Origin of the sequence: uncultured Pelagimonas sp., from assembly GCF_947498515.1 — a bacterium.
GTDB lineage: Bacteria > Pseudomonadota > Alphaproteobacteria > Rhodobacterales > Rhodobacteraceae > Pelagimonas.
In genome coordinates this window covers 1-24,436 of record NZ_CANMKO010000020.1, presented here as the reverse complement: position 1 = coordinate 24,436, position 24,436 = coordinate 1, and the positions used below count along the sequence as shown (strand labels likewise).

General features: G+C 54.3%; 20 protein-coding genes and 1 tRNA gene. 17 read left to right on the top strand and 4 right to left on the bottom strand.

Annotated elements, in window-relative coordinates; all coding sequences use genetic code 11:
- Positions 1-622: 622 nt before the first annotated feature.
- The 4 genes from Q1A43_RS22065 to nusG all read left to right on the top strand — a co-directional run bounded on the left by Q1A43_RS22065 (position 623) and on the right by nusG (position 2,831).
- Positions 623-698, top strand: a tRNA-Trp gene (locus Q1A43_RS22065).
- A gap of 100 nt (positions 699-798) precedes the next feature.
- On the top strand, positions 799-1,830 hold the full coding sequence (locus Q1A43_RS22060) for an AbrB family transcriptional regulator (protein ID WP_299939002.1): 1,032 nt from the start codon (positions 799-801) through the stop codon (positions 1,828-1,830).
- A 102-nt stretch (positions 1,831-1,932) separates the two neighbouring features.
- Positions 1,933-2,130, top strand: a complete 198-nt coding sequence (gene secE / locus Q1A43_RS22055; RefSeq protein ID WP_299930689.1) for a preprotein translocase subunit SecE — start codon at positions 1,933-1,935, stop codon at positions 2,128-2,130.
- A gap of 167 nt (positions 2,131-2,297) precedes the next feature.
- Positions 2,298-2,831, top strand: a complete 534-nt coding sequence (gene nusG / locus Q1A43_RS22050) for a transcription termination/antitermination protein NusG (RefSeq protein ID WP_299930686.1) — start codon at positions 2,298-2,300, stop codon at positions 2,829-2,831.
- Between the two features lie 165 nt (positions 2,832-2,996).
- Here the strand turns inward: nusG and Q1A43_RS22045 are convergent, their stop codons facing one another.
- Positions 2,997-3,590 carry a hypothetical protein gene (locus tag Q1A43_RS22045; RefSeq protein WP_299938999.1) on the bottom strand — a complete coding sequence of 198 codons (594 nt, stop codon included), beginning with the start codon at positions 3,588-3,590 and terminating at the stop codon, positions 2,997-2,999.
- A 375-nt stretch (positions 3,591-3,965) separates the two neighbouring features.
- On the opposite strand from Q1A43_RS22045, the gene rplK reads away from it, so the two are divergent.
- The 9 genes from rplK (at position 3,966) to rpoC (ending at position 18,587) form a co-directional block, all read left to right on the top strand.
- The gene (gene rplK / locus Q1A43_RS22040; RefSeq protein WP_299930531.1) at positions 3,966-4,418 is read left to right on the top strand and encodes a 50S ribosomal protein L11; all 453 of its coding nucleotides are present in this window, start codon (positions 3,966-3,968) and stop codon (positions 4,416-4,418) included.
- 4 nt (positions 4,419-4,422) lie between these two features.
- Positions 4,423-5,121: a 50S ribosomal protein L1 gene (rplA, locus tag Q1A43_RS22035; RefSeq protein WP_299930534.1), complete on the top strand. Its 699-nt coding sequence runs from the start codon at positions 4,423-4,425 to the stop codon at positions 5,119-5,121.
- A 164-nt stretch (positions 5,122-5,285) separates the two neighbouring features.
- Complete coding sequence (locus Q1A43_RS22030; protein WP_299938997.1) at positions 5,286-5,756, top strand: molybdopterin-dependent oxidoreductase; 471 nt, start codon at positions 5,286-5,288, stop codon at positions 5,754-5,756.
- Positions 5,756-7,537: an ATP-binding protein gene (locus Q1A43_RS22025; protein WP_299938994.1), complete on the top strand. Its 1,782-nt coding sequence runs from the start codon at positions 5,756-5,758 to the stop codon at positions 7,535-7,537. The genes Q1A43_RS22030 and Q1A43_RS22025 overlap by 1 nt, the downstream gene beginning before the upstream one ends.
- A 275-nt stretch (positions 7,538-7,812) precedes the next feature.
- On the top strand, positions 7,813-8,331 hold the full coding sequence (gene rplJ, locus Q1A43_RS22020; RefSeq protein ID WP_299930542.1) for a 50S ribosomal protein L10: 519 nt from the start codon (positions 7,813-7,815) through the stop codon (positions 8,329-8,331).
- Between the two features lie 72 nt (positions 8,332-8,403).
- On the top strand, positions 8,404-8,781 hold the full coding sequence (rplL, locus tag Q1A43_RS22015; RefSeq protein ID WP_299930545.1) for a 50S ribosomal protein L7/L12: 378 nt from the start codon (positions 8,404-8,406) through the stop codon (positions 8,779-8,781).
- 997 nt (positions 8,782-9,778) lie between these two features.
- Positions 9,779-13,915, top strand: coding sequence for a DNA-directed RNA polymerase subunit beta (rpoB, locus tag Q1A43_RS22010; RefSeq protein WP_299938991.1), 4,137 nt, complete (start codon positions 9,779-9,781; stop codon positions 13,913-13,915).
- Between the two features lie 155 nt (positions 13,916-14,070).
- Positions 14,071-14,328 (top strand): hypothetical protein, encoded by a 258-nt coding sequence (locus Q1A43_RS22005; RefSeq protein WP_299938989.1) that lies wholly within the window; start codon positions 14,071-14,073, stop codon positions 14,326-14,328.
- Positions 14,329-14,339: 11 nt separating this feature from the next.
- The gene (gene rpoC / locus Q1A43_RS22000; protein WP_299938987.1) at positions 14,340-18,587 is read left to right on the top strand and encodes a DNA-directed RNA polymerase subunit beta'; all 4,248 of its coding nucleotides are present in this window, start codon (positions 14,340-14,342) and stop codon (positions 18,585-18,587) included.
- A 59-nt stretch (positions 18,588-18,646) separates the two neighbouring features.
- Here the strand turns inward: rpoC and Q1A43_RS21995 are convergent, their stop codons facing one another.
- The 3 genes from Q1A43_RS21995 to Q1A43_RS21985 all read right to left on the bottom strand — a co-directional run bounded on the left by Q1A43_RS21995 (position 18,647) and on the right by Q1A43_RS21985 (position 20,895).
- Complete coding sequence (locus Q1A43_RS21995; protein WP_299938984.1) at positions 18,647-19,117, bottom strand: DUF4440 domain-containing protein; 471 nt, start codon at positions 19,115-19,117, stop codon at positions 18,647-18,649.
- 54 nt (positions 19,118-19,171) lie between these two features.
- Positions 19,172-19,984 carry an RNA polymerase sigma factor gene (locus Q1A43_RS21990; RefSeq protein WP_299938983.1) on the bottom strand — a complete coding sequence of 271 codons (813 nt, stop codon included), beginning with the start codon at positions 19,982-19,984 and terminating at the stop codon, positions 19,172-19,174.
- Positions 19,985-20,079: 95 nt separating this feature from the next.
- Positions 20,080-20,895, bottom strand: a complete 816-nt coding sequence (locus Q1A43_RS21985; RefSeq protein ID WP_299938980.1) for a putative rhamnosyl transferase — start codon at positions 20,893-20,895, stop codon at positions 20,080-20,082.
- A gap of 374 nt (positions 20,896-21,269) precedes the next feature.
- On the opposite strand from Q1A43_RS21985, the gene rpsL reads away from it, so the two are divergent.
- The 4 genes from rpsL to Q1A43_RS21965 all read left to right on the top strand — a co-directional run.
- Positions 21,270-21,641 carry a 30S ribosomal protein S12 gene (gene rpsL, locus Q1A43_RS21980; RefSeq protein ID WP_054000841.1) on the top strand — a complete coding sequence of 124 codons (372 nt, stop codon included), beginning with the start codon at positions 21,270-21,272 and terminating at the stop codon, positions 21,639-21,641.
- 15 nt (positions 21,642-21,656) lie between these two features.
- The gene (rpsG, locus tag Q1A43_RS21975; protein ID WP_299930559.1) at positions 21,657-22,127 is read left to right on the top strand and encodes a 30S ribosomal protein S7; all 471 of its coding nucleotides are present in this window, start codon (positions 21,657-21,659) and stop codon (positions 22,125-22,127) included.
- Positions 22,128-22,148: 21 nt separating this feature from the next.
- Positions 22,149-24,266: an elongation factor G gene (gene fusA, locus Q1A43_RS21970; RefSeq protein WP_299938978.1), complete on the top strand. Its 2,118-nt coding sequence runs from the start codon at positions 22,149-22,151 to the stop codon at positions 24,264-24,266.
- Positions 24,267-24,353: 87 nt separating this feature from the next.
- On the top strand, positions 24,354-24,436 hold an 83-nt coding region (locus Q1A43_RS21965), incomplete at its 3' end, for a GTP-binding protein (protein ID WP_299939004.1).

The following is a 24,436-nucleotide window of genomic DNA, read 5'->3' as shown; positions in this document are numbered from 1 at the left end:
CCGGAGAGGATCAGGTGCAGCGAGGCAGTTTCAGCGGATGTCAGCGAGGAGACGTCGGCGCCGGGGGCATATGTCTGAACGTCGGACGAGAGCGAGGCGTTTGCGGCACCGGTCAGAGCGGCGGTTGCGATGAGGGCGGATGCGATGATGGTTTTCATTGTGCGTTTCCTTTTAAGAGGTGAGGCGCTTGGGACGCCCCGTATTGGTTTGTTTGGTTCGGTGTGTTGTTCCGATGACAACGAGATAGGGGCGGCGTTTTGGGATTTGAACACACGAAAAAATCGCGTCTGCTCACGCATTTTTGCCCTTGAAATCAAACAAGAAGATCAGGTGATTGTGCATCCCTGCGCAGCCTAAGTGCGGCCTAAGAAAACAACGGGTTTGCGGCGTTAAACCTGCCCGGCAGAGTCACGTATTTTGAAAAGACCCGAGAAGAAAAAAGCCGTTGAACAACCAGTGTGCATTCGTGAACATGGCTTTTGTTTCAGGAGCTTCCGTTTCCCGTGACCTCAGGCGAGCGGTTTTGTGAGCCAATGACATAAAACTTGCAGTCAAAGGCAATTTTCCTGCGTTTGACCTCTTGATTTCGTCCAAGCCATGTCGTACCCCACAACCCGGCCTTAGGGGTATAGCTCAGTTGGTAGAGCGACGGTCTCCAAAACCGTAGGTCCCGGGTTCGAGCCCTGGTGCCCCTGCCACTTTCTCTGAAATTCATAATCAGCGCCTCTGGCGCAGAGAAGTATTTCGCTTTTCATTATTTTGGTATACCGTGGTATGCAGGTGACGCGCCGAGGTGCCATGACTTCTGATAATGCAGCGATGGGAATAGTGCTCTGCCTTTTGGCTGGATGTGCGGGCGCGTTTGTCTTTGCCCAAATCGGCATGCCAGCCGCCGCATTGACGGGATCTGCGCTCGCGGTGTCTTTGGTTTGCCTTGCCGGTGCGCGTATGGAGCTACCCGCACTTTGGCGCGACCTCCTATTTTTGGTTCTTGGCATTAATATTGGGTCGGGCGCGACATCAGAGACATTGCAGGCGGCGGTGAAATGGCCGCTGACTATCTCCATTCTAAGTCTGAGTGTGATTGCGACCTTGCTTTTGTCGCGCTGGGTACTGAGCCGTAAGTTGGGCTACGATCGAACAACGGCGATGCTGGCCTCGACGCCGGGGCATCTAAGCTTTGTCTTGGGCATCGCGACGGACCGAAACATCGATACGACCCCGATTGCGATCATTCAGAGCACACGCGTCTTGTTTATTACGCTTGTTGTGCCGGTGGTGGTGACCTGGGGGTTTGGTGATAGCTTGCCGGGCTTAACGCCGGTTGAGAACATGAGCCTTTGGCATCTGGCTGGGCTGGCGATTGCTGCGGTCGGGTTGGGGTGGGTGTTTCAACGCCTCCACTTCCCGGCGGCATATCTGTTGGCGGGGATGGTGGTCAGCGCAGCGGGGCATATGAGTGAGATCACACCCGGGGGTCTGCCATGGGTCATGCAGACCGGCGCAATGGTCGCTATGGGGGCCTTGATCGGTAGTCGCTACTCAGGTGTTTCGGGGCGGGACCTGCGCAAAGCTCTGATGGGTGGGCTTTGTGTTACGAGCGTCGGCTTTGCGGTGACATTATTATGTGTCGCAATTTCTGCGTGGTTTTTGGACATCTCTATTCCCCTCCTCCTTATCGCTTTTGTCCCTGGCGGCGTCGAAGGCATGGCGGCAATTGCGATTCTGTTGGGGATGGATCCGGCCTTTGTCGCGGCACATCACTTGTCGCGCTTGTTTATTCTGTCATTGATCATGCCGATTTGGGCGAAACGAACCCTTAGTCGTTAGGGTATTTGTGCTGCAATTCTGCGTCAGCCCGGTCGGCAGAGCTTGAAATTGCGCGCGCGCTCGTCTATCTGCGACAAAACTCGAGTAATGGAATGAGAGCCAATGGCCACCACGAATCCCCTTCAGTTCATCCAGCAGGTGCGCGCCGAAGTTTCCAAAATCGTTTGGCCAACCCGCCGCGAGGTGATGCTGACCACGATCATGGTCTTTATCATGGCGACCCTGACCGCGATCTTCTTTGCATTGGTTGATCTTGCTCTCAAAGGTGGCCTCAAGGCGCTTTTGGGTATGTTTGGCTAAATGCATCGCCTGTCCTAACGCTGGATGGGCATTTTGCAGGCTTGAAACTCGCGGGTTGCGCGGGTATGAGCTACGACACTTTCTTACGGGCGTGCGATGAGTCGCGCGCCGGTTTTCATTTGGGGCCCAGCATGTGCCCCCGACACGAGACATAAGGGCAGTCCCAGATGGCAAAACGGTGGTATTCGGTCAGTGTTCTCTCAAACTTTGAGAAGAAGATTGCGGAGCAGATCCGGACGGCGGTTGAGGAGCAAGAGCTTCACGACCAGATCGACGAAGTTCTGGTGCCCACCGAAGAGGTGATCGAGGTGCGTCGCGGCAAGAAGGTGACAACCGAGCGCCGCTTTATGCCCGGTTACGTTCTGGTTCACATGGAAATGTCCGACCAAGGCTATCACCTTGTGAACTCGATCAACCGTGTCACCGGTTTCCTTGGCCCGCAGGGGCGCCCGATGCCCATGCGTGACGCCGAAGTCGACGCGATGATCGGCCGCGTCCAAGAGAGCGACGAAGCCCCCCGCATCGAAATCCGCTTTGAGACTGGCGAAAAAGTCAAAGTCACCGACGGCCCATTCGAAGGGTTCGACGGTATGGTCGAAGGCGTGGACGACGATACACAAAAGCTCAAGGTTTCGGTCTCGATTTTCGGTCGCGAAACCCCGGTCGAACTGGACTTTACGCAGGTTTCGAAAGAAATCTAAGTCGCCACTGGGCTATTCACAAATCTAAGAAGCGCCTCGCATCTGCGGGGCGTTTTTGTTTGGTGTGTCCATGACGGCCATGCGGGACAAAACGGACGCGCGTGTCAGGTGCAGGTTTCCTGCAATGCCACATGTAGAATGGAAGCGGAATCGTTTCGATTGGCGTCAGTCTGCGCTTATCGTCCAGCCCATAGTATCTGCCATTGCAGACGGAATTACTTTCTCCAACAAGGCATCCATAATTGGGGACACGCCTACGGCATAAAACGGCCCATTAAACCTCCCGTTAGAGAGGCCAGCTTGCCGAAGGTATTCCATCATACGATCCAGATCGCCGTAGCACTGGACGACGCCCAACCAGTGAAACATTTCCGTTTGGCCTTGGCTCGGCTCAGCATAGGCCGCATCCAGACGGTCCAAGGACTTCAGGCAGCCCCCAATATCTCGGTTCAACGAAAAAAGCGCATATTCCTTGGAGTTTAGGGCTCGCGTCAGGCGTTCACCTTGCGCCCCCATTTCGTCAGTGATCCACTGCGTCTCAGGCGGCGACAGGCGCGGGACACGGCTATCGAAGTTCTGCCAATAGCTCTTTAGGGCTGCGACATATTCCTTCCGCGTTTCGATAGAAACGTAGGGTTCGCCACCAAATGGAATAATTTGGAAGATCGCGCTTTCGAGGTCTTTTGTCCCTGCTACCGTCGGCCCTGGATGCAACATGAACCCCGCGACAGAGGCGATTAACGCAAAGTTCCGGAACATTTACTGCCTCTCAAGCCATTTACTTTTCGCCACGGTAATGCGGCGCTTGGGCATTATCACCGCCTTAACCTCTTCGGCGCGGCGGTCCGCTCCAACGATCAAGTTGGGCTCAATGCAGTCGTTTGACTGTATTCGCTAGAAAGCCGGAGGGGCAAGAGGGGGGCTTGATGGGCCTGTCTTGCATACACTGCTCTGCAAGCTTGCCATTCCCGAAAACTCGGTGTAAAGCGCCCCATCTGCGCCTGTAAGGGCGTACGAATCGTGGGAGGCGAGGGTTTCGCGAAACTCGGACCAGACCACGCAACAATGACGGGTTTCCCCGTCTGAACTAGCCCGGCGAACGCGTTCGCGTGGGTGTTGAAAAGGAGAAAGCCAATGGCCAAGAAGCTAGCTGGCACGATGAAGCTGCAGATTCCTGCAGGCAAAGCCAACCCTTCCCCACCTGTGGGTCCTGCGCTGGGTCAGCGCGGCATCAACATCATGGAATTCTGTAAGGCGTTCAACGCCAAAACACAGGAAATGGAGCCCGGCGCGCCGTGCCCAACCGTGATCACTTATTATCAGGACAAGTCCTTCACCATGGACATCAAGACGCCACCTGCGTCTTACTACCTGAAAAAAGCTGCTGGCCTTAAGCCAGTTGGCAAGCGTAACCGCCCTCGTGGCGCGGAAGCCCCCGGTCGTGAAACCGTGGCCTCCGTGACTGTGGCTCAGGTACGTGAAATTGCCGAAGCCAAAATGAAGGACCTGTCGGCGAATGACGTCGAGGCCGCAATGTTGATCATCGTCGGCTCTGCCCGTTCGATGGGCATCGAGGTGAAAGGTTAAGATCATGGCAAAACTCGGAAAACGCACAACCGCAGCCCGTGAAGCATTCGCAGGCAAAGAAAACCTCACAGTTGAAGAGGCTGTGACGCTGATCAAAGCGAACGCCAACGCAAAATTCGACGAAACCATCGAAATCGCCATGGCGCTGGGTGTTGACCCGCGTCACGCCGACCAAATGGTTCGCGGTGTTATCGGCCTGCCAAACGGCACCGGCAAAACCGTTCGCGTTGCTGTTTTCGCACGTGGCCCCAAAGCTGAAGAAGCTCAGGCCGCTGGCGCAGACATCGTTGGCGCAGAAGACCTGATGGAATCCATTCAGGGCGGCACCATCGATTTCGATCGTTGTATCGCAACCCCTGACATGATGCCTATCGTTGGTCGTCTTGGTAAGGTTCTTGGCCCACGTAACCTGATGCCAAACCCAAAAGTTGGCACAGTGACCATGGACGTAGCCCAAGCTGTCAAAGACAGCAAAGGTGGTCAGGTTCAGTTCAAAGCTGAAAAAGCTGGTGTGGTTCACGCCGGTGTTGGCAAAGCGTCCTTTGACGAAGCCAAACTGGTTGAAAACATCCGTGCCTTTATCGGTGCTGTTGCCGCTGCGAAACCATCGGGTTCCAAAGGCACATACATGAAAAAGATCGCTCTGAGCTCCACAATGGGCCCAGGCGTGACCGTTGATGTAAACAACGCCGTCGAAAGCTAAACAGTTTTCAAACGTTATTAAGAAGGCGGGCCATTTGGTCCGCCTTTTTTTGTGCGCTGCAAGGAAGTATTAGGACAAGCTTTGTAGCGTTGATGCGATATGCAACCCGGTACAGGGATACAATCGTGCTGACTTTTATGTGTAGACTACTTGCTGTCCTTAGCGTGTTGATTTGTTCCGCGGCTGCGGCCTTGGATGCCCCGAATGAGCGGGTGATGTTGACGGTCGATGGACACATCTCAACAACCAATTCTGGCGAACAAGCATTGTTTGATCGCGCTATGTTGGCCAATCTGGATTGGCGAACAATCGAAACATACACGTCGTTCACCGAGGGGCTAAATCGGTTTTCAGGGCCAACAATTGCGTCTTTGTTGGAGGCGGTCGGTGCCCAAGGAGCGAAATTGCGAGCGGTGGCTGCTGATGATTACGCGGTGACGATTTCCATTGCAGATGCCAAAAAGCATGGAGCAATTCTTGCTATGGAGCACAATGGCCAGCAGATGGGCATTCGAAACAAAGGCCCCATTTGGATTGTCTACCCGCAAAGCAAAGCCGAGGCCGAGGCGCACACGTACTATGTCCAAATGATATGGCAATTGGTGCGGATTGAGGTTCTTGCTCAGGCGGGTTGATGGTGCATTTTATCCGGGAAAACGCCCGAACGATGCGCGCTCTGGTCGCTGTTTGTGCGGCCTGCGCCCTAAGCATTTTATTCGTCTCCCAAGAGATTGGGACACTCCGCGAAAAAGAGCGTTTGGTGTTTCGCACCAATGGTTTGATCTGGAGGATGAGCGAAACGATCTTTGAAGTGCAGCGTCTTTCGTCAGATTTGGTGGGATACTCCGAAGGGCGGCGGGACAAAGAAGAAGTCGAGATGCGGTTCGATATTCTTTGGGGGCGCTTGGATCTTGTCGCGGGGTCTGAAATTGGCAAAACCGAAGGCCTGGCTCCGGTTATCGCGGAGTTGCAGGCATTTTTGCGGCGCGAAGAGGAGATGATTTACGAGGCCGATACTATTTCGGATGAAGAGGTTTTGCGACTTCATAGCATCCTTGATGACCATTCTAAAACTGCGCGTCAGGCCTGGGCGGCAACATTTGCAGTTGAGGATTTGCAGCGGCAATTTGTCGACCTTCAAAGTGGTAACGCCGCGGGCAGGGCGGCCGATATTGCTGGGTACGCCCTAATTGCCCTTTTGTTGGCCTATGTTGTCTCCGAAGTGTTTCTGGCAAATCGTGCCCAGAAGCGCATTCAAAAACTGCACCACATGGCGCATAGCGCAAATGAAGCAAAATCCTTGTTTCTTGCCAATGTTAGCCACGAAATACGAACACCGCTTAACGGCATCTTGGGTATGGCCAGCGAACTCTCTGAGAGCGACCTCGACACGGATCAGCGCGAGTGTATTACAGTCATTGAGCAGTCAGGCGAGCTTTTGCTGGGCACTATCAATGATGTTTTGGACCTGTCCAAGGTCGAAGCTGGGCGACTGGAGTTGGAAAGAGCGCCTTTTGATTTACACCGCGTGTTGAAAACCGCGCGTGACCTTCATGCAAGTCGTGCACGTGAAAAGGGGCTTAAGCTGCGACTAGAGATAAGCGACTTTGTTCCCCACCGCGTCGTCGGGGATGAGCGCCGCCTTCAGCAAGTATTGCATAACCTGGTCGCCAATGCCGTCAAATTTACAGACAAAGGTTGCGTGACTATTGACGCTCTCATTGATGCAAAGAGCGGAGAGGTCTTGACGCGCGTCAGTGATACAGGTCCAGGTATTGCGCCGAGCGCCCTAGACAAAATCTTTGACCCGTTTGTGCAAGCGGATGCGAGTGTGACCCGTAAATATGGCGGGACCGGCCTTGGCCTCGCTATTTCAAGCCAGATAACAGAGGCGATGGGGGGCCAGTTGACGGTTAAGAGCGACGTCGGTGATGGGGCCCGGTTCGAAGTGCGGCTACCGCTTCAACGTGTCGAGGCCAAAGACCTCAAACGCGAGAAATTGGACATGCCGGAAACATCTGCATTATGCGGGCGGCGCATTTTGATTGTGGATGATAATGCCACCAACCGTCTGATCCTCGAGCGGTTTCTGGCTCCGGTCGATTGTATCATTTACGCAGCGTCGGGTGGAGATGAGGCGGTGGCCTTGGCTAAAGAAACCGATTTTGACGCAATTTTAATGGATATCCAGATGCCAGGCGTCGATGGGGTCGAAGCCACGCGGCGTATCCGAGAAGCGGAGAGGGCAAGTGGCAACGGTCCCGTTCCCATTTTTGCAGTGACCGCAAATGTTTTGACCCATCAGGTCACTGAATATGTTGCTGCGGGGATAGATCGGGTTTTGCCAAAACCGTTGCCGAAACAACGGCTCCTGAGAGAGCTTGTTGCGGTTGCCAAGGTGAGTGACCAGATTTGAGGCCGTGCAGAAGAGTTCGGACTTGGCAAGTTGCAACAAACAGGCTATCGCAAGCGCTCAGGGTGTCTCATTGATTCGAGACCCCTACTTTCGTCCGAGACGGTGGGCGAGTGCAATCGCACTCATAACTCCTGCCTGAGACGGGAAGAGACATCTTTCAGGCACATCACGTGCTGGCTTTGATGCGACGACCCGCCATTTGGACACGTCGCCTGGGGAAACCTAGGCAAAAGTGAGCCGGAGGGGTCGCCCCCTCCATCAATTGGAGTAAAACTGTGGATAGAGCACAAAAAGAGAAGTTGGTCGAAGAGCTCGGCCAAATCTTTGATAGCTCTGGCGTCGTAGTGGTTGCCCGCTACGAGGGTCTGACAGTTGCTGACATGCAGAGCCTGCGCGGGATTGCCCGTGAAGCGGAAGCTTCGGTTCGTGTCGCCAAAAACAGGCTCGCCAAAATTGCCGTGAAAGATACTCAGTGCGAAAGCATCGAAGAGTATCTGGAAGGCATGACCGTTCTGACCTATTCCGAAGACCCTGTGGCAGCCGCCAAAGTGGTTGAGGACTTCGCCAAGACGAACCAAAAGTTCGAAATCCTTGGCGGTGCAATGGGCGGATCGGCTCTTGACCGGGCTGGTGTTGAGGCCGTGTCGAAAATGCCGTCGCGTGATGAGCTTATTGCTTCGATCGTTGGCTGTATCGGCGCACCTGCAAGCAACATCGCCGGCGCAATTGGCGCACCTGCTTCTGACATCGCATCCATTCTCTCGACAATCGAAGAGAAAGCGGAAGCGGCGTAAGCAACTTTACGATCCCCGTAGGGTTAACCCCCTGACGTTGGAACACATAACGAAAACGGAAAGAGTCTCAAAATGGCTGATCTGAAAGCACTTGCCGAAAGCATCGTGGGTCTGACCCTGCTCGAAGCACAAGAACTGAAAACCATCCTCAAAGACGAGTATGGCATCGAGCCCGCAGCTGGCGGCGCCGTTGTCATGGCTGGTCCAGCTGACGCCGGTGGCGCAGCTGCAGAAGAGAAAACTGAATTTGACGTGATCCTGAAGGCCGCTGGCGCCAAAAAGATCAACGTCATCAAAGAAGTCCGCGGCATCACCGGCCTGGGCCTGAAAGAAGCTAAAGAACTGGTTGAAGCCGGTGGCAAAGCTGTCAAAGAAGGCGTTTCCAAGGACGAAGCCGAGGAAATCAAGAAGAAGCTCGAAGAAGCAGGTGCTGAAGTCGAGCTCAAGTAATTCCTCTTTTTCAAAGAGAAATTCTTGCAAGCGCTCCCTCTTGGGGGCGCTTGTTTTTTTGGCACTGCGATTTATGCGTGTCACATGCTCAAAATTACCGTCCTTATTGTGAATTTCAGGGATTGAACGACGTTGGCGGTTTTGAAGTTTGCCTGATCTGCTGGTGGGGCGATGATGGGTAGAGCGATCGCACCGCCAAAGGGCGTGCGAGGTGGGCCGACTGGCTAGTTTTCCCTGATAGATGCTCGTGTGAATTTTTTGAACCATGGGATGTGTATGATCTGGGGCGTGAAAAAAGTGCTGTAGAAGGGCCAAACCCAGAGCGGGTTGCTTTGATAGCCTATTTGGTTTCGTTTTGCGCTAGGGCTGAATTGCGATCAGAAACATTGAATGCCTTGACCAACGCTTGCCAATCAACCTGTTCGGGCATTCATCCGCCGTTAGAAAAAGTAGGCAGCGCGCCTCTTTTGGGTGACATCGGTGGCGATATTTGTGGGATCTTCAGGGGCCGGGTTAGCAAGCCCCATGTTTTATGGAACCGGTTTTCAATTCTCCCACCAAGGCCCAGTGTCTTGACGAAACGCCCCAAAAATGCGATCTTGTCCGTCTAGGATAATTCTGTTGCAGCTCCCTTGGGGGTTGCAATCTTTCCGTTCACCGAATATTCGGAAATCTCCTGCGGGTTCGAGCGATTCGAAGCCGCTTTTTCTCTTTGGTTAAAGTAGGGTGCGCGAGATTTCCAATCAATACCTGTCTGTCTGAGAAAAAGCGACACGACAACAGGAGTTTAGCTTAAAAAATGATGAGCCCCGACTTGGCAAGCGCCGCCTTTGACCCCGGTCAAACGAGACGCTTTCCAAGGCAGGGATCCAACGATCGAGTGGCCTCCGGTGGGACGGGGGCCGAGAATGGATCGGATTTTTGCCGTCACTGACGGTGACGTGTCGTAGCCCGACGATGCGTTACTCGAAGAGATTATCGAAAGGTGACATCTGTCATGGCGCAAAGCTTCCTTGGCCAGAAACGTCTTCGCCGTTATTACGGCAAAATCCGTGAAGTACTGGAAATGCCGAACCTTATCGAGGTTCAGAAATCCAGCTACGAGCTTTTCTTGAAATCAGGCGACCAGCCAACACCCTCAGACGGTGAAGGCATCAAAGGCGTTTTCCAGTCGGTTTTCCCGATCAAGGATTTCAATGAAACCGCTGTTCTGGAATTCGTTAACTACGATCTAGAAAAGCCTAAATACGACGTCGAAGAGTGCATGCAGCGCGACATGACCTACAGCGCACCGCTGAAGGTTACCTTGCGCCTGATCGTGTTTGATATCGACGAAGATACCGGCGCGAAGTCGGTCAAAGACATCAAAGAGCAAGACGTATTCATGGGCGATATGCCTTTGATGACGCCAAACGGCACATTTGTGGTTAACGGCACCGAGCGTGTGATCGTATCCCAGATGCACCGTTCGCCTGGCGTGTTCTTTGATCACGACAAGGGCAAAACGCACAGCTCGGGCAAGTTGCTGTTCGCCTGCCGTATTATTCCTTATCGCGGCTCGTGGTTGGACTTTGAGTTCGACGCCAAAGACATCGTCTTTGCACGGATCGACCGTCGTCGGAAACTGCCTGTCACCACTCTGCTTTACGCGCTTGGTCTCGACCAAGAAGCGATCATGGACGCCTATTACGATACGGTGAGCTATGAGCTGAAGAAAGCTGGCGGTTGGTCGACCAAATTCTTCCCAAATCGTGTGCGCGGGACCCGCCCGTCCTACGATTTGGTTGATGCGGATAGCGGTGAAGTCATTGCGGAAGCGGGCAAGAAAGTCACGCCTCGCGCCGTCAAAAAGCTGATCGACGAAGGTAAAGTACAAAACTTGTTGGTTCCCTTTGACCAGATCGTTGGCAAGTTCGTATCCCAGGACATCATCAACGAAGAAACCGGTGCGATCTATGTCGAAGCGGGTGATGAGCTGACATGGGAAGTCGACAAAGATGGCGACGTCACGGGCGGCACCCTGAAGGAATTGGTTGACGCGGGCGTCACCGAAATTCCTGTGCTGGACATCGACAACGTCACCGTTGGGCCATACATGCGCAACACCATGGCGATGGATAAAAACATGGGTCGCGACACCGCGCTCATGGATATCTACCGCGTGATGCGTCCGGGTGAGCCACCCACCGTCGAAGCGGCCTCGGCCTTGTTCGACACGTTGTTCTTTGACAGCGAGCGCTATGACCTGTCTGCCGTTGGTCGCGTGAAAATGAACATGCGTCTGGCTTTGGACAAAGAGGACACACAGCGCACGCTTGATCGTGAAGACATCGTTCAATGTATCAAAGCGCTGGTTGATCTGCGTGATGGTCGTGGCGACATCGACGATATTGACCACCTTGGTAACCGTCGTGTGCGTTCCGTTGGCGAGCTGATGGAAAACCAATACCGCGTTGGCCTGCTCCGCATGGAGCGCGCAATCAAAGAACGTATGTCATCTGTCGAAATCGACACTGTGATGCCGCAGGATTTGATCAACGCGAAACCGGCTGCTGCTGCGGTACGTGAATTCTTTGGCTCTTCGCAGCTGTCGCAGTTTATGGACCAAACCAACCCGCTCTCCGAAGTGACGCACAAGCGTCGCCTTTCGGCGCTTGGCCCCGGTGGTTTGACCCGTGAGCGTGCTGGCTTTGAAGTTCGCGACGTTCACCCAACGCACTACGGTCGTATGTGTCCGATTGAAACGCCGGAAGGGCCAAACATTGGTCTGATCAACTCGCTGGCCACCTTTGCCCGCGTGAACAAATACGGCTTTATCGAAACACCTTATCGCGTCGTAAAAGAGGGCACCGTCACCGACGAAGTCCACTACATGTCTGCGACCGAGGAAATGCGGCACACCGTTGCTCAGGCCAACGCCAACCTCGACGAGAACATGAAGTTCAAGAACGAGCTGGTTTCGACCCGTAAATCTGGTGACTATACCCTGTCGCCAAGCGACGCGGTTGACCTGATCGACGTTAGCCCAAAACAGTTGGTATCTGTTGCGGCCTCGCTCATTCCGTTCCTCGAAAACGACGATGCGAACAGGGCCCTGATGGGCTCGAACATGCAACGTCAGGCTGTTCCAACTCTGCGCTCCGAAGCACCGCTTGTCGGCACCGGGATCGAAGAAGTTGTAGCACGTGACTCCGGTGCGGCTGTTATGGCCAAACGCGCCGGTATCATCGACCAAGTTGACGCGCAGCGTATCGTTGTGCGCGCCACATCCGATCTCGAATTGGGTGACGCGGGCGTTGATATCTACCGCATGCGCAAGTTCCAGCGTTCGAACCAAAACACCTGTATCAACCAACGTCCGTTGGTCAAAGTGGGTGACACAGTTCTTAAGGGCGAAGTCATCGCGGACGGTCCATCGACCGATATGGGTGAACTGGCCCTTGGTAAAAACGTGATCGTCGCGTTTATGCCTTGGAACGGCTACAACTACGAAGACTCGATCCTGATTTCCGAACGGATCGCCAAGGATGACGTGTTCACATCGGTCCACATCGAAGAATTCGAAGTGGCAGCCCGTGACACCAAGCTTGGCCCAGAAGAGATCACCCGCGATATTCCAAACGTCGGTGAAGAAGCGCTGCGCAACCTCGACGAGGCTGGCATCGTTTACATCGGTGCGGATGTTGAGCCGGGCGATATCTTGGTCGGTAAAATCACCCCCAAGGGCGAAAGCCCAATGACGCCAGAAGAAAAACTGCTGCGCGCCATCTTTGGTGAAAAGGCATCGGACGTGCGCGATACTTCGCTGCGTGTGAAGCCCGGTGATTACGGCACAATCGTAGAAGTACGCGTCTTTAACCGCCATGGTGTGGAAAAAGACGAACGTGCGTTGCAGATTGAGCGTGAAGAAATCGAGCGTTTGGCGCGTGACCGTGACGACGAACTCGCGATCCTTGACCGCAACATCTATGCCCGCCTCAAGGGTATGATCTTTGGAAAAGTTGCCGTCAAAGGCCCCAAAGGTGTGCGCCCGAATTCGGAAATCAACGACGAGTTGCTTGACACTCTGACCCGTGGTCAGTGGTGGCAGCTGGCCCTTGGTGAAGAAGACGACGCCAAGCATGTCGAAGCCCTGCACGAGCAGTACGAAGTTCAGAAGCGCGCGCTTGATGCGCGTTTCGAAGACAAAGTCGAGAAAGTGCGCCGCGGCGACGATCTGCCTCCGGGTGTGATGAAGATGGTCAAAGTCTTTATCGCTGTGAAGCGTAAGCTTCAGCCAGGTGATAAAATGGCGGGTCGCCACGGGAACAAAGGTGTGGTTTCGCGCGTTGTTCCAATGGAAGACATGCCGTTCTTGGCCGATGGTACTCCGGTTGACTTCTGTCTGAACCCACTGGGCGTTCCATCGCGGATGAACGTTGGTCAGATCCTTGAAACCCACATGGGTTGGGCCGCGCGTATGCTCGGCATCAAGGTCGACGAAGCGCTGCAGGAATACCGCCGTAGCGGTGACATGACCCCAGTTCGCGAAGCGTTGCGCATCGCCTATGGCGACGAAGTCTACGAAGAAGGCTTCAACTCCATGGACGAAGGCGATCTTCTCGAAGCGGCTGGCAATGTCACCTCTGGTGTTCCAATCGCGACGCCTGTCTTTGACGGTGCAAAAGAAGCTGACGTCAATGACGCGCTGCTGCGTGCCGGATTTACCGAAAGCGGTCAGTCGAAACTGTTCGACGGTCGTACCGGTGAGCAATTCGCACGTGAAGTGACCGTGGGTGTTAAATACCTGCTGAAACTTCACCACCTTGTGGACGACAAAATCCACGCGCGTTCGACCGGCCCATACTCGCTTGTTACTCAGCAGCCGCTGGGTGGTAAGGCGCAGTTCGGTGGCCAGCGTTTCGGGGAAATGGAAGTCTGGGCTCTCGAAGCTTATGGCGCCGCCTATACCCTGCAAGAAATGCTGACTGTGAAGTCGGATGACGTGGCAGGCCGGACCAAGGTCTATGAAAGCATCGTGAAAGGTGAGGACAACTTCGAAGCTGGTGTACCAGAATCGTTCAACGTTCTCGTCAAAGAGGTCCGCGGCTTGGGCCTCAACATGGAACTCCTGGATACGGAGGAAGATGAGTGAAATCTGTAATCCTAACCGCGTCCCTAGTTTCGGTGTTGACACTCTCAGGATGTGTCTCCAACGAGCAAATGGAGCGGAATAAAGAGCGTGACGCGCAGCGTGCCCAATCGGAAAGTTTCGATTTGGCAGGTTGTTACTCTGCGCCTCAGTCGGAAATGGACATGATCAAGTCACTTGCCGCCTCAAGCCCTTCTGTAAAGAAGAATGTCTTTTGGTTTGCACAGGGCGACGGTCAAGTCTTGATGAGTCGCAAAGCGCCGAAAATCCCGATGTCTCCTAACTGCCTGAGCCAAGCCCAGAAACAGTGCAAGGCGTTGGGGCAGATGTACGGCGATAGCTCTACAATGATTGCAACCGTTGGACGCGCGCTGGAACAGCCCGGCGCCGTCCGTGTCACCTGCACCAAAGTTTGAGGAGTTCCAAGATGAACCAGGAACTGACCAACAACCCGTTCAACCCGGTTGCCCCGATCAAGACCTTTGATGAGATCAAAGTGTCGCTCGCTTCGCCCGAGCGTATCTTGTCGTGGTCTTTCGGTGAGATCAAAAAGCCCGAAACCATCAACTACCGGACGTTCAAGCCTGAGCGTGACGGTCTTTTCTGCGCGCGTATCTTTGGCCCGATCAAAGATTACGAATGCCTCTGCGGCAAATATAAGCGTATGAAATATCGCGGCGTTGTCTGCGAAAAATGTGGTGTCGAAGTGACGCTGCAAAAAGTCCGTCGTGAACGTATGGGCCACATCGAGCTTGCGGCTCCTTGTGCACATATCTGGTTCCTCAAGTCGCTGCCTTCGCGCATCGGCCTGATGCTGGACATGACCCTGCGTGATTTGGAACGCGTGCTGTATTTCGAAAACTATGTGGTTATCGAACCCGGCCTGACCGATCTGCAATACGGCCAGATGATGAGCGAAGAGGAATACCTCGACGCGCAAGACGCCTATGGCATGGACGCTTTCACCGCCAATATCGGTGCCGAAGCTATCCGTGAAATGCTGGCCAACATTGATCTGGAAAACGAAGCCGAAACTCTGCGGGCTGACCTCAAAGAGGCCACCGGTGAGCTGAAGCCAAAGAAGATCATCAAGCGTCTGAAAGTTGTCGAATCCTTCTTGGAATCTGGCAACCGTCCGGAATGGATGATCATGACTGTTGTGCCTGTGATCCCACCAGAGCTGCGCCCGCTGGTGCCGCTGGATGGTGGCCGCTTTGCGACATCCGATCTTAACGATCTGTATCGCCGCGTGATCAACCGGAACAACCGTCTCAAGCGTCTGATCGAATTGCGCGCCCCTGACATCATCGTCCGTAACGAAAAGCGGATGTTGCAGGAATCCGTTGACGCCTTGTTTGACAACGGTCGTCGTGGCCGCGTTATCACCGGTGCCAACAAGCGTCCGTTGAAATCGCTGTCTGACATGCTCAAGGGTAAGCAGGGTCGCTTCCGTCAAAACCTTTTGGGGAAACGCGTCGACTTTTCCGGTCGTTCGGTGATTGTGACCGGTCCTGAGCTGAAACTGCACCAGTGTGGTTTGCCGAAAAAGATGGCCTTGGAATTGTTCAAGCCGTTCATCTATTCGCGCCTAGAAGCCAAAGGTCTGTCTTCCACCGTGAAGCAAGCCAAGAAGCTGGTTGAAAAAGAGCGTCCCGAAGTTTGGGATATCCTCGACGAGGTCATCCGCGAACACCCTGTCATGTTGAACCGTGCGCCGACGTTGCACCGTCTTGGCATTCAGGCGTTCGAACCCACGCTGATCGAAGGTAAAGCCATTCAGCTGCACCCACTGGTCTGCTCGGCGTTTAACGCTGACTTTGACGGTGACCAAATGGCGGTCCACGTTCCTCTGAGCCTTGAGGCCCAGCTGGAAGCGCGTGTTCTGATGATGTCGACGAACAACGTTCTGTCGCCCGCAAACGGCGCACCGATCATCGTACCATCACAGGATATGATCTTGGGTCTGTACTATGTCACCATCATGCGTGAAGGTATGAAGGGTGAAGACATGGTCTTTTCCTCGCTGGAAGAGGTCGAACACGCCCTCAACGCTGGCGAAGTGCATCTCCACGCCAAGGTTCAGGTTCGTCTCAAGCAGATCGACGAAGAAGGCAACGAAGTGTTTAACCGCTTTGAGACCACGCCGGGCCGTGCCCGTCTTGGTGCCTTGCTGCCTCTGAACGCCAAAGCGCCTTTCTCGCTGGTCAACGACCTGCTGCGTAAGAAAGACGTGCAGCGCGTGATTGACACGGTCTATCGTTACTGTGGTCAAAAAGAGTCGGTTATCTTCTGTGACCAGATCATGACCTTGGGCTTCCGCGAAGCGTTTAAGGCCGGTATTTCCTTCGGTAAATCCGACATGGTTATCCCTGATAACAAGTGGGACATCGTTGGCGACACCCGTGATCAGGTGAAAGATTTCGAACAACAGTACATGGACGGCCTGATCACTCAGGGTGAAAAGTACAACAAAGTTGTCGATGCTTGGTCGAAGTGTAACGACAAAGTCACCGAAGCCATGATGTCGACCATTTCGGCAGAACAGCGTGACGAAGATGGCTCCGTCAAAGAACCAAACTCGGTTTACATGATGGCCCACTCTGGTGCGCGTGGCTCGGTCACACAGATGAAACAGCTGGGCGGGATGCGCGGTCTGATGGCAAAGCCGAATGGCGACATCATCGAAACACCGATTATCTCGAACTTTAAAGAAGGTCTGACCGTTCTGGAGTACTTTAACTCCACCCACGGTGCCCGTAAGGGTCTTTCGGATACCGCTTTGAAAACAGCGAACTCGGGTTACCTGACCCGTCGTCTGGTGGACGTTGCGCAGGATTGTATCGTGCGTCTCGAAGACTGTGGCACCGATCGCGCCATCACCGCCGAAGCGGCTGTGAACGATGGTGAGGTTGTTGCAACCTTGGGCGAACGTGTTCTGGGTCGTGTTGCGGCCGAGGACATCTGTCACCCCGTTACCGGCGAAGTGATTGCCGCCGATGAATCCCTGATCGACGAACGCACAGCTGATGCGATCGAAGAGTCTGGTGTTCTGACCGCGCGTATCCGCTCGCCTCTGACCTGTGAAGCCGAAGAAGGTGTGTGTACTCAGTGCTACGGTCGTGACCTTGCACGTGGTACCCGCGTTAACCTTGGCGAAGCGGTTGGTATCATCGCGGCGCAGTCGATTGGTGAACCCGGTACACAGCTGACCATGCGGACATTCCACATGGGTGGCGTTGCCTCTGGTTCGTCGCGCTCCTTCCTCGAAGCCTCGCAAAACGGTAAAATTGCCTTTGCAAACCCTGGCGTGATCACCAACGCCGCCGGTGAGCAGATCGTTATGAACCGGAATATGCAGGTCTTGATCCTTAACGATCAGGGCGAGGAAATCGCATCCCACAAGATGGGTTACGGTTCCAAGCTCTTCGTCAAAGAAGGTCAAGAGATCGCACGTGGCGACAAGATGTTCGAATGGGATCCCTATACCCTGCCGATCATCGCCGAAAAGGACGCTGTTGCGAAACACGTTGACCTTGTGAACGGCCTTGCCGTGCGTGAGGAAACCGATGACGCAACCGGTATGACCCAGAAGATCGTGGTCGACTGGCGCGCAGCGCCAAAGGGCAACGAACTTAAGCCTGAAATTATCCTGATGGATAAAGATGGTGAGCCGGTTCGCAATGATCAGGGCAACCCGATCACTTATCCGATGTCGGTTGACGCGGTTCTGTCTGTTGAAGACGGTCAGGACGTCAAAGCCGGTGACGTTGTTGCGCGTATCCCGCGTGAAGGTGCCAAGACCAAGGACATTACAGGTGGTCTGCCACGTGTTGCGGAATTGTTCGAAGCCCGTCGTCCAAAAGATCACGCGATCATCGCCGAAATCGATGGTTATGTGCGCTTTGGGAAGGACTACAAGAACAAGCGTCGCATCGCGATTGAGCCTCAAGATGAAACCATGGAAACCCGTGAGTATATGATCCCCAAGGGCAAGCACATTCCTGTTTTGGAAGGTGACTTCATCCAGAAGGGCGAATACCTCATGGACGGTAACCCAGCACCGCATGACATCCTCGCGATTATGGGGATTGAGGCGCTGGCGAACTACATGATCGACGAAGTTCAGGACGTTTACCGCCTGCAGGGTGTTAAGATCAACGATAAGCATATCGAAGTGATCGTGCGCCAGATGTTGCAGAAATGGGAAATCCAGGACAGCGGTGACACCACCTTGCTTAAGGGCGAGCATGTGGACAAAGCCGAGTTTGATGCTGCCAACGAAAAGGCACTGTCGAAATCCGGTCGTCCGGCGCAGGGTGAGCCGATCCTTCTGGGGATCACCAAGGCGTCCTTGCAGACACGTTCGTTCATCTCGGCGGCATCGTTCCAGGAAACCACACGTGTTCTTACCGAGGCTTCGGTCCAAGGTAAGAAAGACAAACTGGTTGGTCTCAAGGAAAACGTTATCGTGGGTCGCTTGATCCCTGCCGGGACCGGTGGTGCCACTCAGGATGTGCGCCGCGTGGCCTCGTCGCGTGATAACGTTGTGATCGAAGCGCGTCGTGAAGAAGCCGAAGCGGCGGCGGCCTTGGCTGCTCCGGAAATGGTGGAAGATGTGGTTGGTGGCGACGAATTCGACACCTTGGTTGTTGATACGCCGGAAAGCCGCGACTAAGCTTTCGAGACAGTATTTGAAAAGGGCCCCGATTTTCGGGGCCCTTTTTGTTTGTGGGGTTAGTGCTGCATCAAGAATTGACCATGCGGATTATCAAGCACCATTTTCCATTGCCCGTCGGGTTGTTTGCGAAACACCGCGACGGATAGGCCGGTTTGTTCAACCGCCGTACCATCCGGGGCGGTAGCGGTCATTGTCCAAGGGGACAGATGCAGCCCGATGTCATTGGCGACAAAGACCTCGTGCCCGGAATAGCTAAAGGTCGGCTTCATCCCGGCGGCCATGGTGAACATCTGATGCAATTGATCGGCATCGCTGACGGGCTTTTGGGGTTCGAACATCACGGCGGCTCCGGGTTCATAGCTCTGCATAACCGTGTTGATGTCTCCGCCCATAAAGGCGTTGGTCATGGTTGTGACGGCAGTGTGAATGGCGGTTTGATCGTTGGTCATTTTGGTTTCTCCTGCAAATGACGGGGTCATGGGCGCGCTCAGGACAAGCGCGACCAGCCATGCGGCGGCATGTTTCATGATGTTTTTCCTTTTGGGTGATGGGTGATGGAACCCGGCAGGGCTAGGTTCGCCCTAGCTGTCTTGGGCCACGATCCTTTCCAGCAAAGCTGCAAAGTCTTTTTGCGCCCGGAGGGACCCGGTGGCGCGTTGTAGTTTCGCCGATCTCAGCTGAGCTTCGGCTTTGGCCGCCTGCGCGCGGACCGTTTCATAGGCTGGCGCATCCTCGAATACCGGCGAAGGGGTGTGTCCGATACGGCCCATGCTTTGGGCGGCGGGCAGGCGTTTTTGACAGGAACAGGCGGCGCGTTGATTGGACAGGCCACAGGATTGGGCCGTAAATTCCGTGACCTTTTGTCGGGCGCGGGACAGACGTTTGCGAAACAGATCTTTGGAAATGTCGAGGATCAGCGCGGCTTCGTTCTGATCCAACTCGAACACATCCCCGAGCACATAGGCAATACGGTGGGGTCGATCGAGGCAAAGCAACATCGCCATGGTGCAGTTAATCCGCAATTCGTTGAGCATGATGTGATCTTCGGGCGCTTGTTGGCTTTCATCCACAAGCCCGGCCTCAAGATCGGCGGCAAACACGTCAAAGCTCAACATGGCTTCGGCTTGAGTTTGTTTCACGCGGTTCAAAAGATGATTGGTGGCGACGCGATACACCCACGTGCGAAATCCAGACTCGCCGCGAAATGTCGAGAGTTTGGTTATAAGCCGGATCAGGATGTCTTGGGTCGCATCTTCGGCGAGGGCCGGATCGGCAAGCATCCGAAGCGCGAGGCGATGAACCTGATCCTGAACGGCGCGCATCAGATTTTCTAGCGCGGCGGCGTCACCGGATTGGGCGCGTTGCGCCAGCGTCGTCAGGTTTTCGTCGGTCATATCAGGCTCCGTTTCATGCGGTACTGATAGTTAGACAGGCGGCAGCGGGCAGGTGTGACAAGATTTTTGAAAAAATCTTGGGCCGGTCATCAAGATTATCCGCCAAACACCGTTTTGACGTGGGTTGTGTCGATGCCAAAAAGAGATTTGAAAAGCGCCTCATCCTCGGTTTCAAGCGGCGGCAGGACCACGGGTTTGACGTGTTTCTTTTGGCGTGAATCGTTGTGATCATTGTGCCCACGCACATACATGACTTCATCCGTAAAGGTGACGGTTGGCATGAATTGGTTGATCTTTTGATGGCCGAAATTCATCACAGTTTGACGCACGCCCGGTTTAACCGCCACGGCCTGTGCCAGCCCCCAATAGGGATGAACAATCGGTTCACCGCAAACCCCATTTGCATCCGGGCGGGCGACAAAACCCCGGTTCCAATCAAACCCTACCAACCGATGTTGGTCTAGCAAGGGGGCGCAATCCGTCGCGGCCTTTTTCAGGCGCTCAACAAAATGGATCGAAACGGCATCATCGTCATCGTGGCGAAATTGCAGACAGGGTTCATCCATTACTCGCAAGCTATTGATGACCTCTTGGCAGACTTTGCGATGCGGGCCGGGCGCGCGTGGGATGACAACGGCTTGGGGAAAGTCTTCGACAAGGATCATTAGCCGTTCAAGGTAGTTAACCGGCATGGCGTCACCCACAAGAATGGCAAAGATGAAATCCGGGTCGGTTTGGGCTTTGAGACCGGGGAGGCAAATGGTTTCGAAATGGCGAAACCGTTCTTCGATACGGTCGGGTTGATAGAGGTAATCAATGCGGTCCTGAAGGGTTTCATGTTCGACCTGAAATCCACCCTCGGCGGGATAAGAAAACCGACAAAACCCGATGACTTGCCCGATACCTTGCATGAGCGATCCCTTACGTGCAAAACCTCAAAACATGCATGGCATTGCCCACGGCCAGAGGCAAGCGGGCATGGTGTCGGCGGGGGCTGTTGACAAGTTTTGCGACTCCCCCTATACGCGCGGCTAATCCGCATGGGAGTCCTATGCGTTTTTCAGAATTGAAGTGGTCAAGATCCAGGCAAATTATCCGCCCGATCCTCTGAGAACCCACCGCATCGTTTACCTCGGAACGGGAACGACGCGGTTTTTGTCTGTTGTGGCAACACAATGGTTTTCTGATCCCGGCAGGGGGCCGCAAGGTTTCAGGCCAACCGACTGAGCCGCGAGGGGCCTAGCCCGTCGCACCACAAAAGTGAAAGCACGGGGAATATAACCGAATGCCCACGATTCAACAGCTGATCCGCAAGCCGCGTCAGCCTAAAATCAAACGCTCGAAGTCTCAGCACCTTGAGCAGTGCCCGCAGAAGCGCGGCGTATGCACACGCGTCTACACAACCACGCCTAAAAAGCCGAACTCGGCGATGCGTAAGGTTGCCAAGGTGCGTCTAACCAATGGCTACGAAGTCATCTCCTACATCCCCGGTGAAAGCCACAACCTTCAGGAGCACTCTGTGGTTCTGATCCGTGGCGGTCGTGTAAAAGACCTTCCCGGTGTGCGTTACCACATCCTGCGCGGTGTTCTGGATACTCAGGGCGTTAAAGACCGTAAGCAGCGTCGTTCGAAATATGGCGCCAAGCGTCCTAAGTAAGAAGAGGATACCAATATGTCCCGTCGTCACGCTGCCGAGAAGCGCGAAGTCCTGCCCGACGCCAAATTTGGCGATCGCGTTCTGACTAAATTCATGAACAACCTGATGATTGATGGTAAAAAATCAGTCGCAGAGAAAATTGTTTATAACGCGCTTGATCGCGTTGAAACCAAAGTTAAGCGCGCCCCAGTGGAACTTTTCCACGAAGCGCTCGACAACATCAAACCATCGGTCGAAGTTCGTTCGCGCCGTGTGGGTGGTGCGACTTACCAGGTTCCTGTCGAAGTTCGTCCAGAACGTCGCGAAGCCCTGGCAATTCGCTGGTTGATCACAGCCAGCCGTTCGCGCAACGAAAACACCATGGAAGAACGCCTCGCCGGTGAACTGCTGGACGCTGTACAGTCCCGCGGTGCTGCTGTTAAGAAGCGCGAAGACACCCATAAGATGGCCGACGCTAACAAAGCGTTCAGCCATTACCGCTGGTAATATTGGCTTAGGACCAAAACAATGGCACGCGAATATACGCTCGAACATTACCGAAATTTCGGTATCATGGCGCACATCGATGCGGGTAAAACAACCTGCTCGGAACGCATCCTGTATTACACTGGTAAGTCCCACAACATTGGTGAGGTGCACGATGGTGCGGCCACGATGGACTGGATGGAGCAGGAGCAGGAACGCGGCATCACCATCACCTCGGCTGCGACCACCACATTCTGGGAACGCACCGAAGATGGCAAAACTGCTGACACACCCAAGCACCGCTTGAACATCATCGACACCCCCGGCCACGTTGACTTCACCATTGAAGTTGAGCGTTCGCTGGCGGTTCTCGATGGTGCTGTTTGTGTTCTTGACGCCAACGCCGGTGTTGAGCCTCAGACAGAGACCGTTTGGCGTCAGGCTGACCGTTACTCGGTTCCACGGATTGTGTTCGTCAACAAGATGGACAAAATCGGCGCGGACTTCTTCAACTGTGTTCACATGATTGAAGAGCGCACCGGTGCAACCGCTGTACCCGTTGGTATTCCTATTGGCGCAGAAACCGAGCTGGAAGGCTTGGTTGATCTGGTGACCATGCAGGAATGGGTCTACATCGGTGAAGACCTTGGCGCATCTTGGGAAAAGCGTGAAATCCGCGACGAACTCAAGGACATGGCCGACGAATGGCGTGGCAAAATGATCGAAGCTGCTGTTGAGCAGGACGATGATGCCATGGAAGCCTATCTCGAAGGCGAAGAGCCTGATGTTGCAACCCTGCGTAAATTGCTGCGCAAAGGTACTCTGGCCATGGACTTCGTTCCTGTGCTGGGTGGCTCTGCCTTCAAAAACAAAGGTGTTCAGCCGCTGCTTAACGCCGTAATCGACTATCTGCCCAGCCCGCTGGACGTTGTTGATTACATGGGCTTTAAGCCAGGCGACGAAACAGAAACACGTGACATCGCCCGCCGCGCGGATGATGACATGGCGTTCTCTGGCCTTGCGTTCAAAATCATGAACGACCCCTTTGTTGGCTCGCTGACATTCGTACGTATCTACTCGGGTACCCTCTCCAAGGGTGAATCGATGCTCAACTCCACCAAGGAGAAAAAAGAGCGTGTCGGTCGTATGATGATGATGCACTCCAACAACCGTGAAGAGATCGAAGAGGCATTTGCCGGCGATATCATCGCGCTTGGTGGTCTGAAGGACACAACCACAGGTGACACGCTTTGTGACGCCAAAGAGCCGGTTGTTCTGGAAACCATGACCTTCCCCGATCCGGTTATCGAGATCGCGGTTGAGCCCAAAACCAAGGGCGACCAAGAGAAAATGTCCCAGGGTCTGGCCCGTTTGGCCGCAGAAGATCCTTCCTTCCGTGTTGAGACTGATCTGGAATCCGGTCAGACCATCATGAAGGGCATGGGCGAACTTCACTTGGACATCCTGGTTGACCGCCTCAAGCGTGAATTCAAGGTTGAAGCCAACATCGGTGCGCCTCAGGTTGCCTACCGTGAGACCATTGGTCACGAAGTTGAGCACTCTTACACCCACAAGAAACAGTCGGGTGGTTCGGGTCAGTTCGGCGAAGTGAAAATGATCATCACTCCGACGGAGCCTGGCGAAGGTTACTCCTTCGAATCCAAGATCGTTGGTGGTGCCATTCCTAAGGAATACATCCCCGGTGTTGAAAAGGGTGTGAAATCGGTTATGGATAGCGGCCCTCTGGCTGGCTTCCCTGTGATCGACTTCAAAGTGGCCTTGATCGACGGTAAGTTCCACGATGTTGACTCCAGCGTCCTTGCATTCGAAATCGCAGCACGTATGTGCATGCGTGAAGGTATGCGCAAAGCTGGTGCGAAACTGTTGGAACCGATGATGAAAGTCGAAGTTGTTACTCCGGAAGAGTATACCGGCGGTATCATCGGCGATCTGACATCGCGTCGCGGTCAGGTAAACGGTCAGGAGCCACGCGGTAACGCTGTTGCAATCGACGCGTTTGTTCCGCTGGCCAACATGTTTGGTTACATCAACACGCTGCGCTCTATGTCTTCGGGTCGTGCGAACTTCACCATGCAGTTCGATCACTACAACCCGGTTCCGCAGAACATCTCTGACGAGATCCAAGCGCAATACGCATAAGAACGGGTGGCGGGGTGAACCCCGCCCTACCCACCACTGTAGGGAGAAGCGCTGCTTCTCCACCTGATTTGAAAAAGGAGCCCACCCATGGGTAAGGAAAAGTTTGAACGCGGCAAGCCGCACTGTAACATTGGCACCATTGGTCACGTTGACCACGGTAAAACCACGCT

What these genes read in the sequence shown, in the direction of transcription:
- rpsL (WP_054000841.1), top strand. Translation starts at nt 21,270, where the DNA reads ATGCCCACGATTCAACAGCTGATCCGCAAGCCGCGTCAGCCTAAAATC.
- rplA (WP_299930534.1), top strand. Translation starts at nt 4,423, where the DNA reads ATGGCAAAACTCGGAAAACGCACAACCGCAGCCCGTGAAGCATTCGCA.
- Q1A43_RS22005 (WP_299938989.1), top strand. Translation starts at nt 14,071, where the DNA reads ATGGACATGATCAAGTCACTTGCCGCCTCAAGCCCTTCTGTAAAGAAG.
- rpoC (WP_299938987.1), top strand. Translation starts at nt 14,340, where the DNA reads ATGAACCAGGAACTGACCAACAACCCGTTCAACCCGGTTGCCCCGATC.
- Q1A43_RS22045 (WP_299938999.1), bottom strand. Translation starts at nt 3,590, where the DNA reads ATGTTCCGGAACTTTGCGTTAATCGCCTCTGTCGCGGGGTTCATGTTG.
- Q1A43_RS21995 (WP_299938984.1), bottom strand. Translation starts at nt 19,117, where the DNA reads ATGAAACATGCCGCCGCATGGCTGGTCGCGCTTGTCCTGAGCGCGCCC.
- rplL (WP_299930545.1), top strand. Translation starts at nt 8,404, where the DNA reads ATGGCTGATCTGAAAGCACTTGCCGAAAGCATCGTGGGTCTGACCCTG.
- secE (WP_299930689.1), top strand. Translation starts at nt 1,933, where the DNA reads ATGGCCACCACGAATCCCCTTCAGTTCATCCAGCAGGTGCGCGCCGAA.
- Q1A43_RS22025 (WP_299938994.1), top strand. Translation starts at nt 5,756, where the DNA reads ATGGTGCATTTTATCCGGGAAAACGCCCGAACGATGCGCGCTCTGGTC.
- rpsG (WP_299930559.1), top strand. Translation starts at nt 21,657, where the DNA reads ATGTCCCGTCGTCACGCTGCCGAGAAGCGCGAAGTCCTGCCCGACGCC.
- rplK (WP_299930531.1), top strand. Translation starts at nt 3,966, where the DNA reads ATGGCCAAGAAGCTAGCTGGCACGATGAAGCTGCAGATTCCTGCAGGC.
- fusA (WP_299938978.1), top strand. Translation starts at nt 22,149, where the DNA reads ATGGCACGCGAATATACGCTCGAACATTACCGAAATTTCGGTATCATG.
- Q1A43_RS21990 (WP_299938983.1), bottom strand. Translation starts at nt 19,984, where the DNA reads ATGACCGACGAAAACCTGACGACGCTGGCGCAACGCGCCCAATCCGGT.
- rpoB (WP_299938991.1), top strand. Translation starts at nt 9,779, where the DNA reads ATGGCGCAAAGCTTCCTTGGCCAGAAACGTCTTCGCCGTTATTACGGC.
- Q1A43_RS22060 (WP_299939002.1), top strand. Translation starts at nt 799, where the DNA reads ATGACTTCTGATAATGCAGCGATGGGAATAGTGCTCTGCCTTTTGGCT.
- nusG (WP_299930686.1), top strand. Translation starts at nt 2,298, where the DNA reads ATGGCAAAACGGTGGTATTCGGTCAGTGTTCTCTCAAACTTTGAGAAG.
- Q1A43_RS21985 (WP_299938980.1), bottom strand. Translation starts at nt 20,895, where the DNA reads ATGCAAGGTATCGGGCAAGTCATCGGGTTTTGTCGGTTTTCTTATCCC.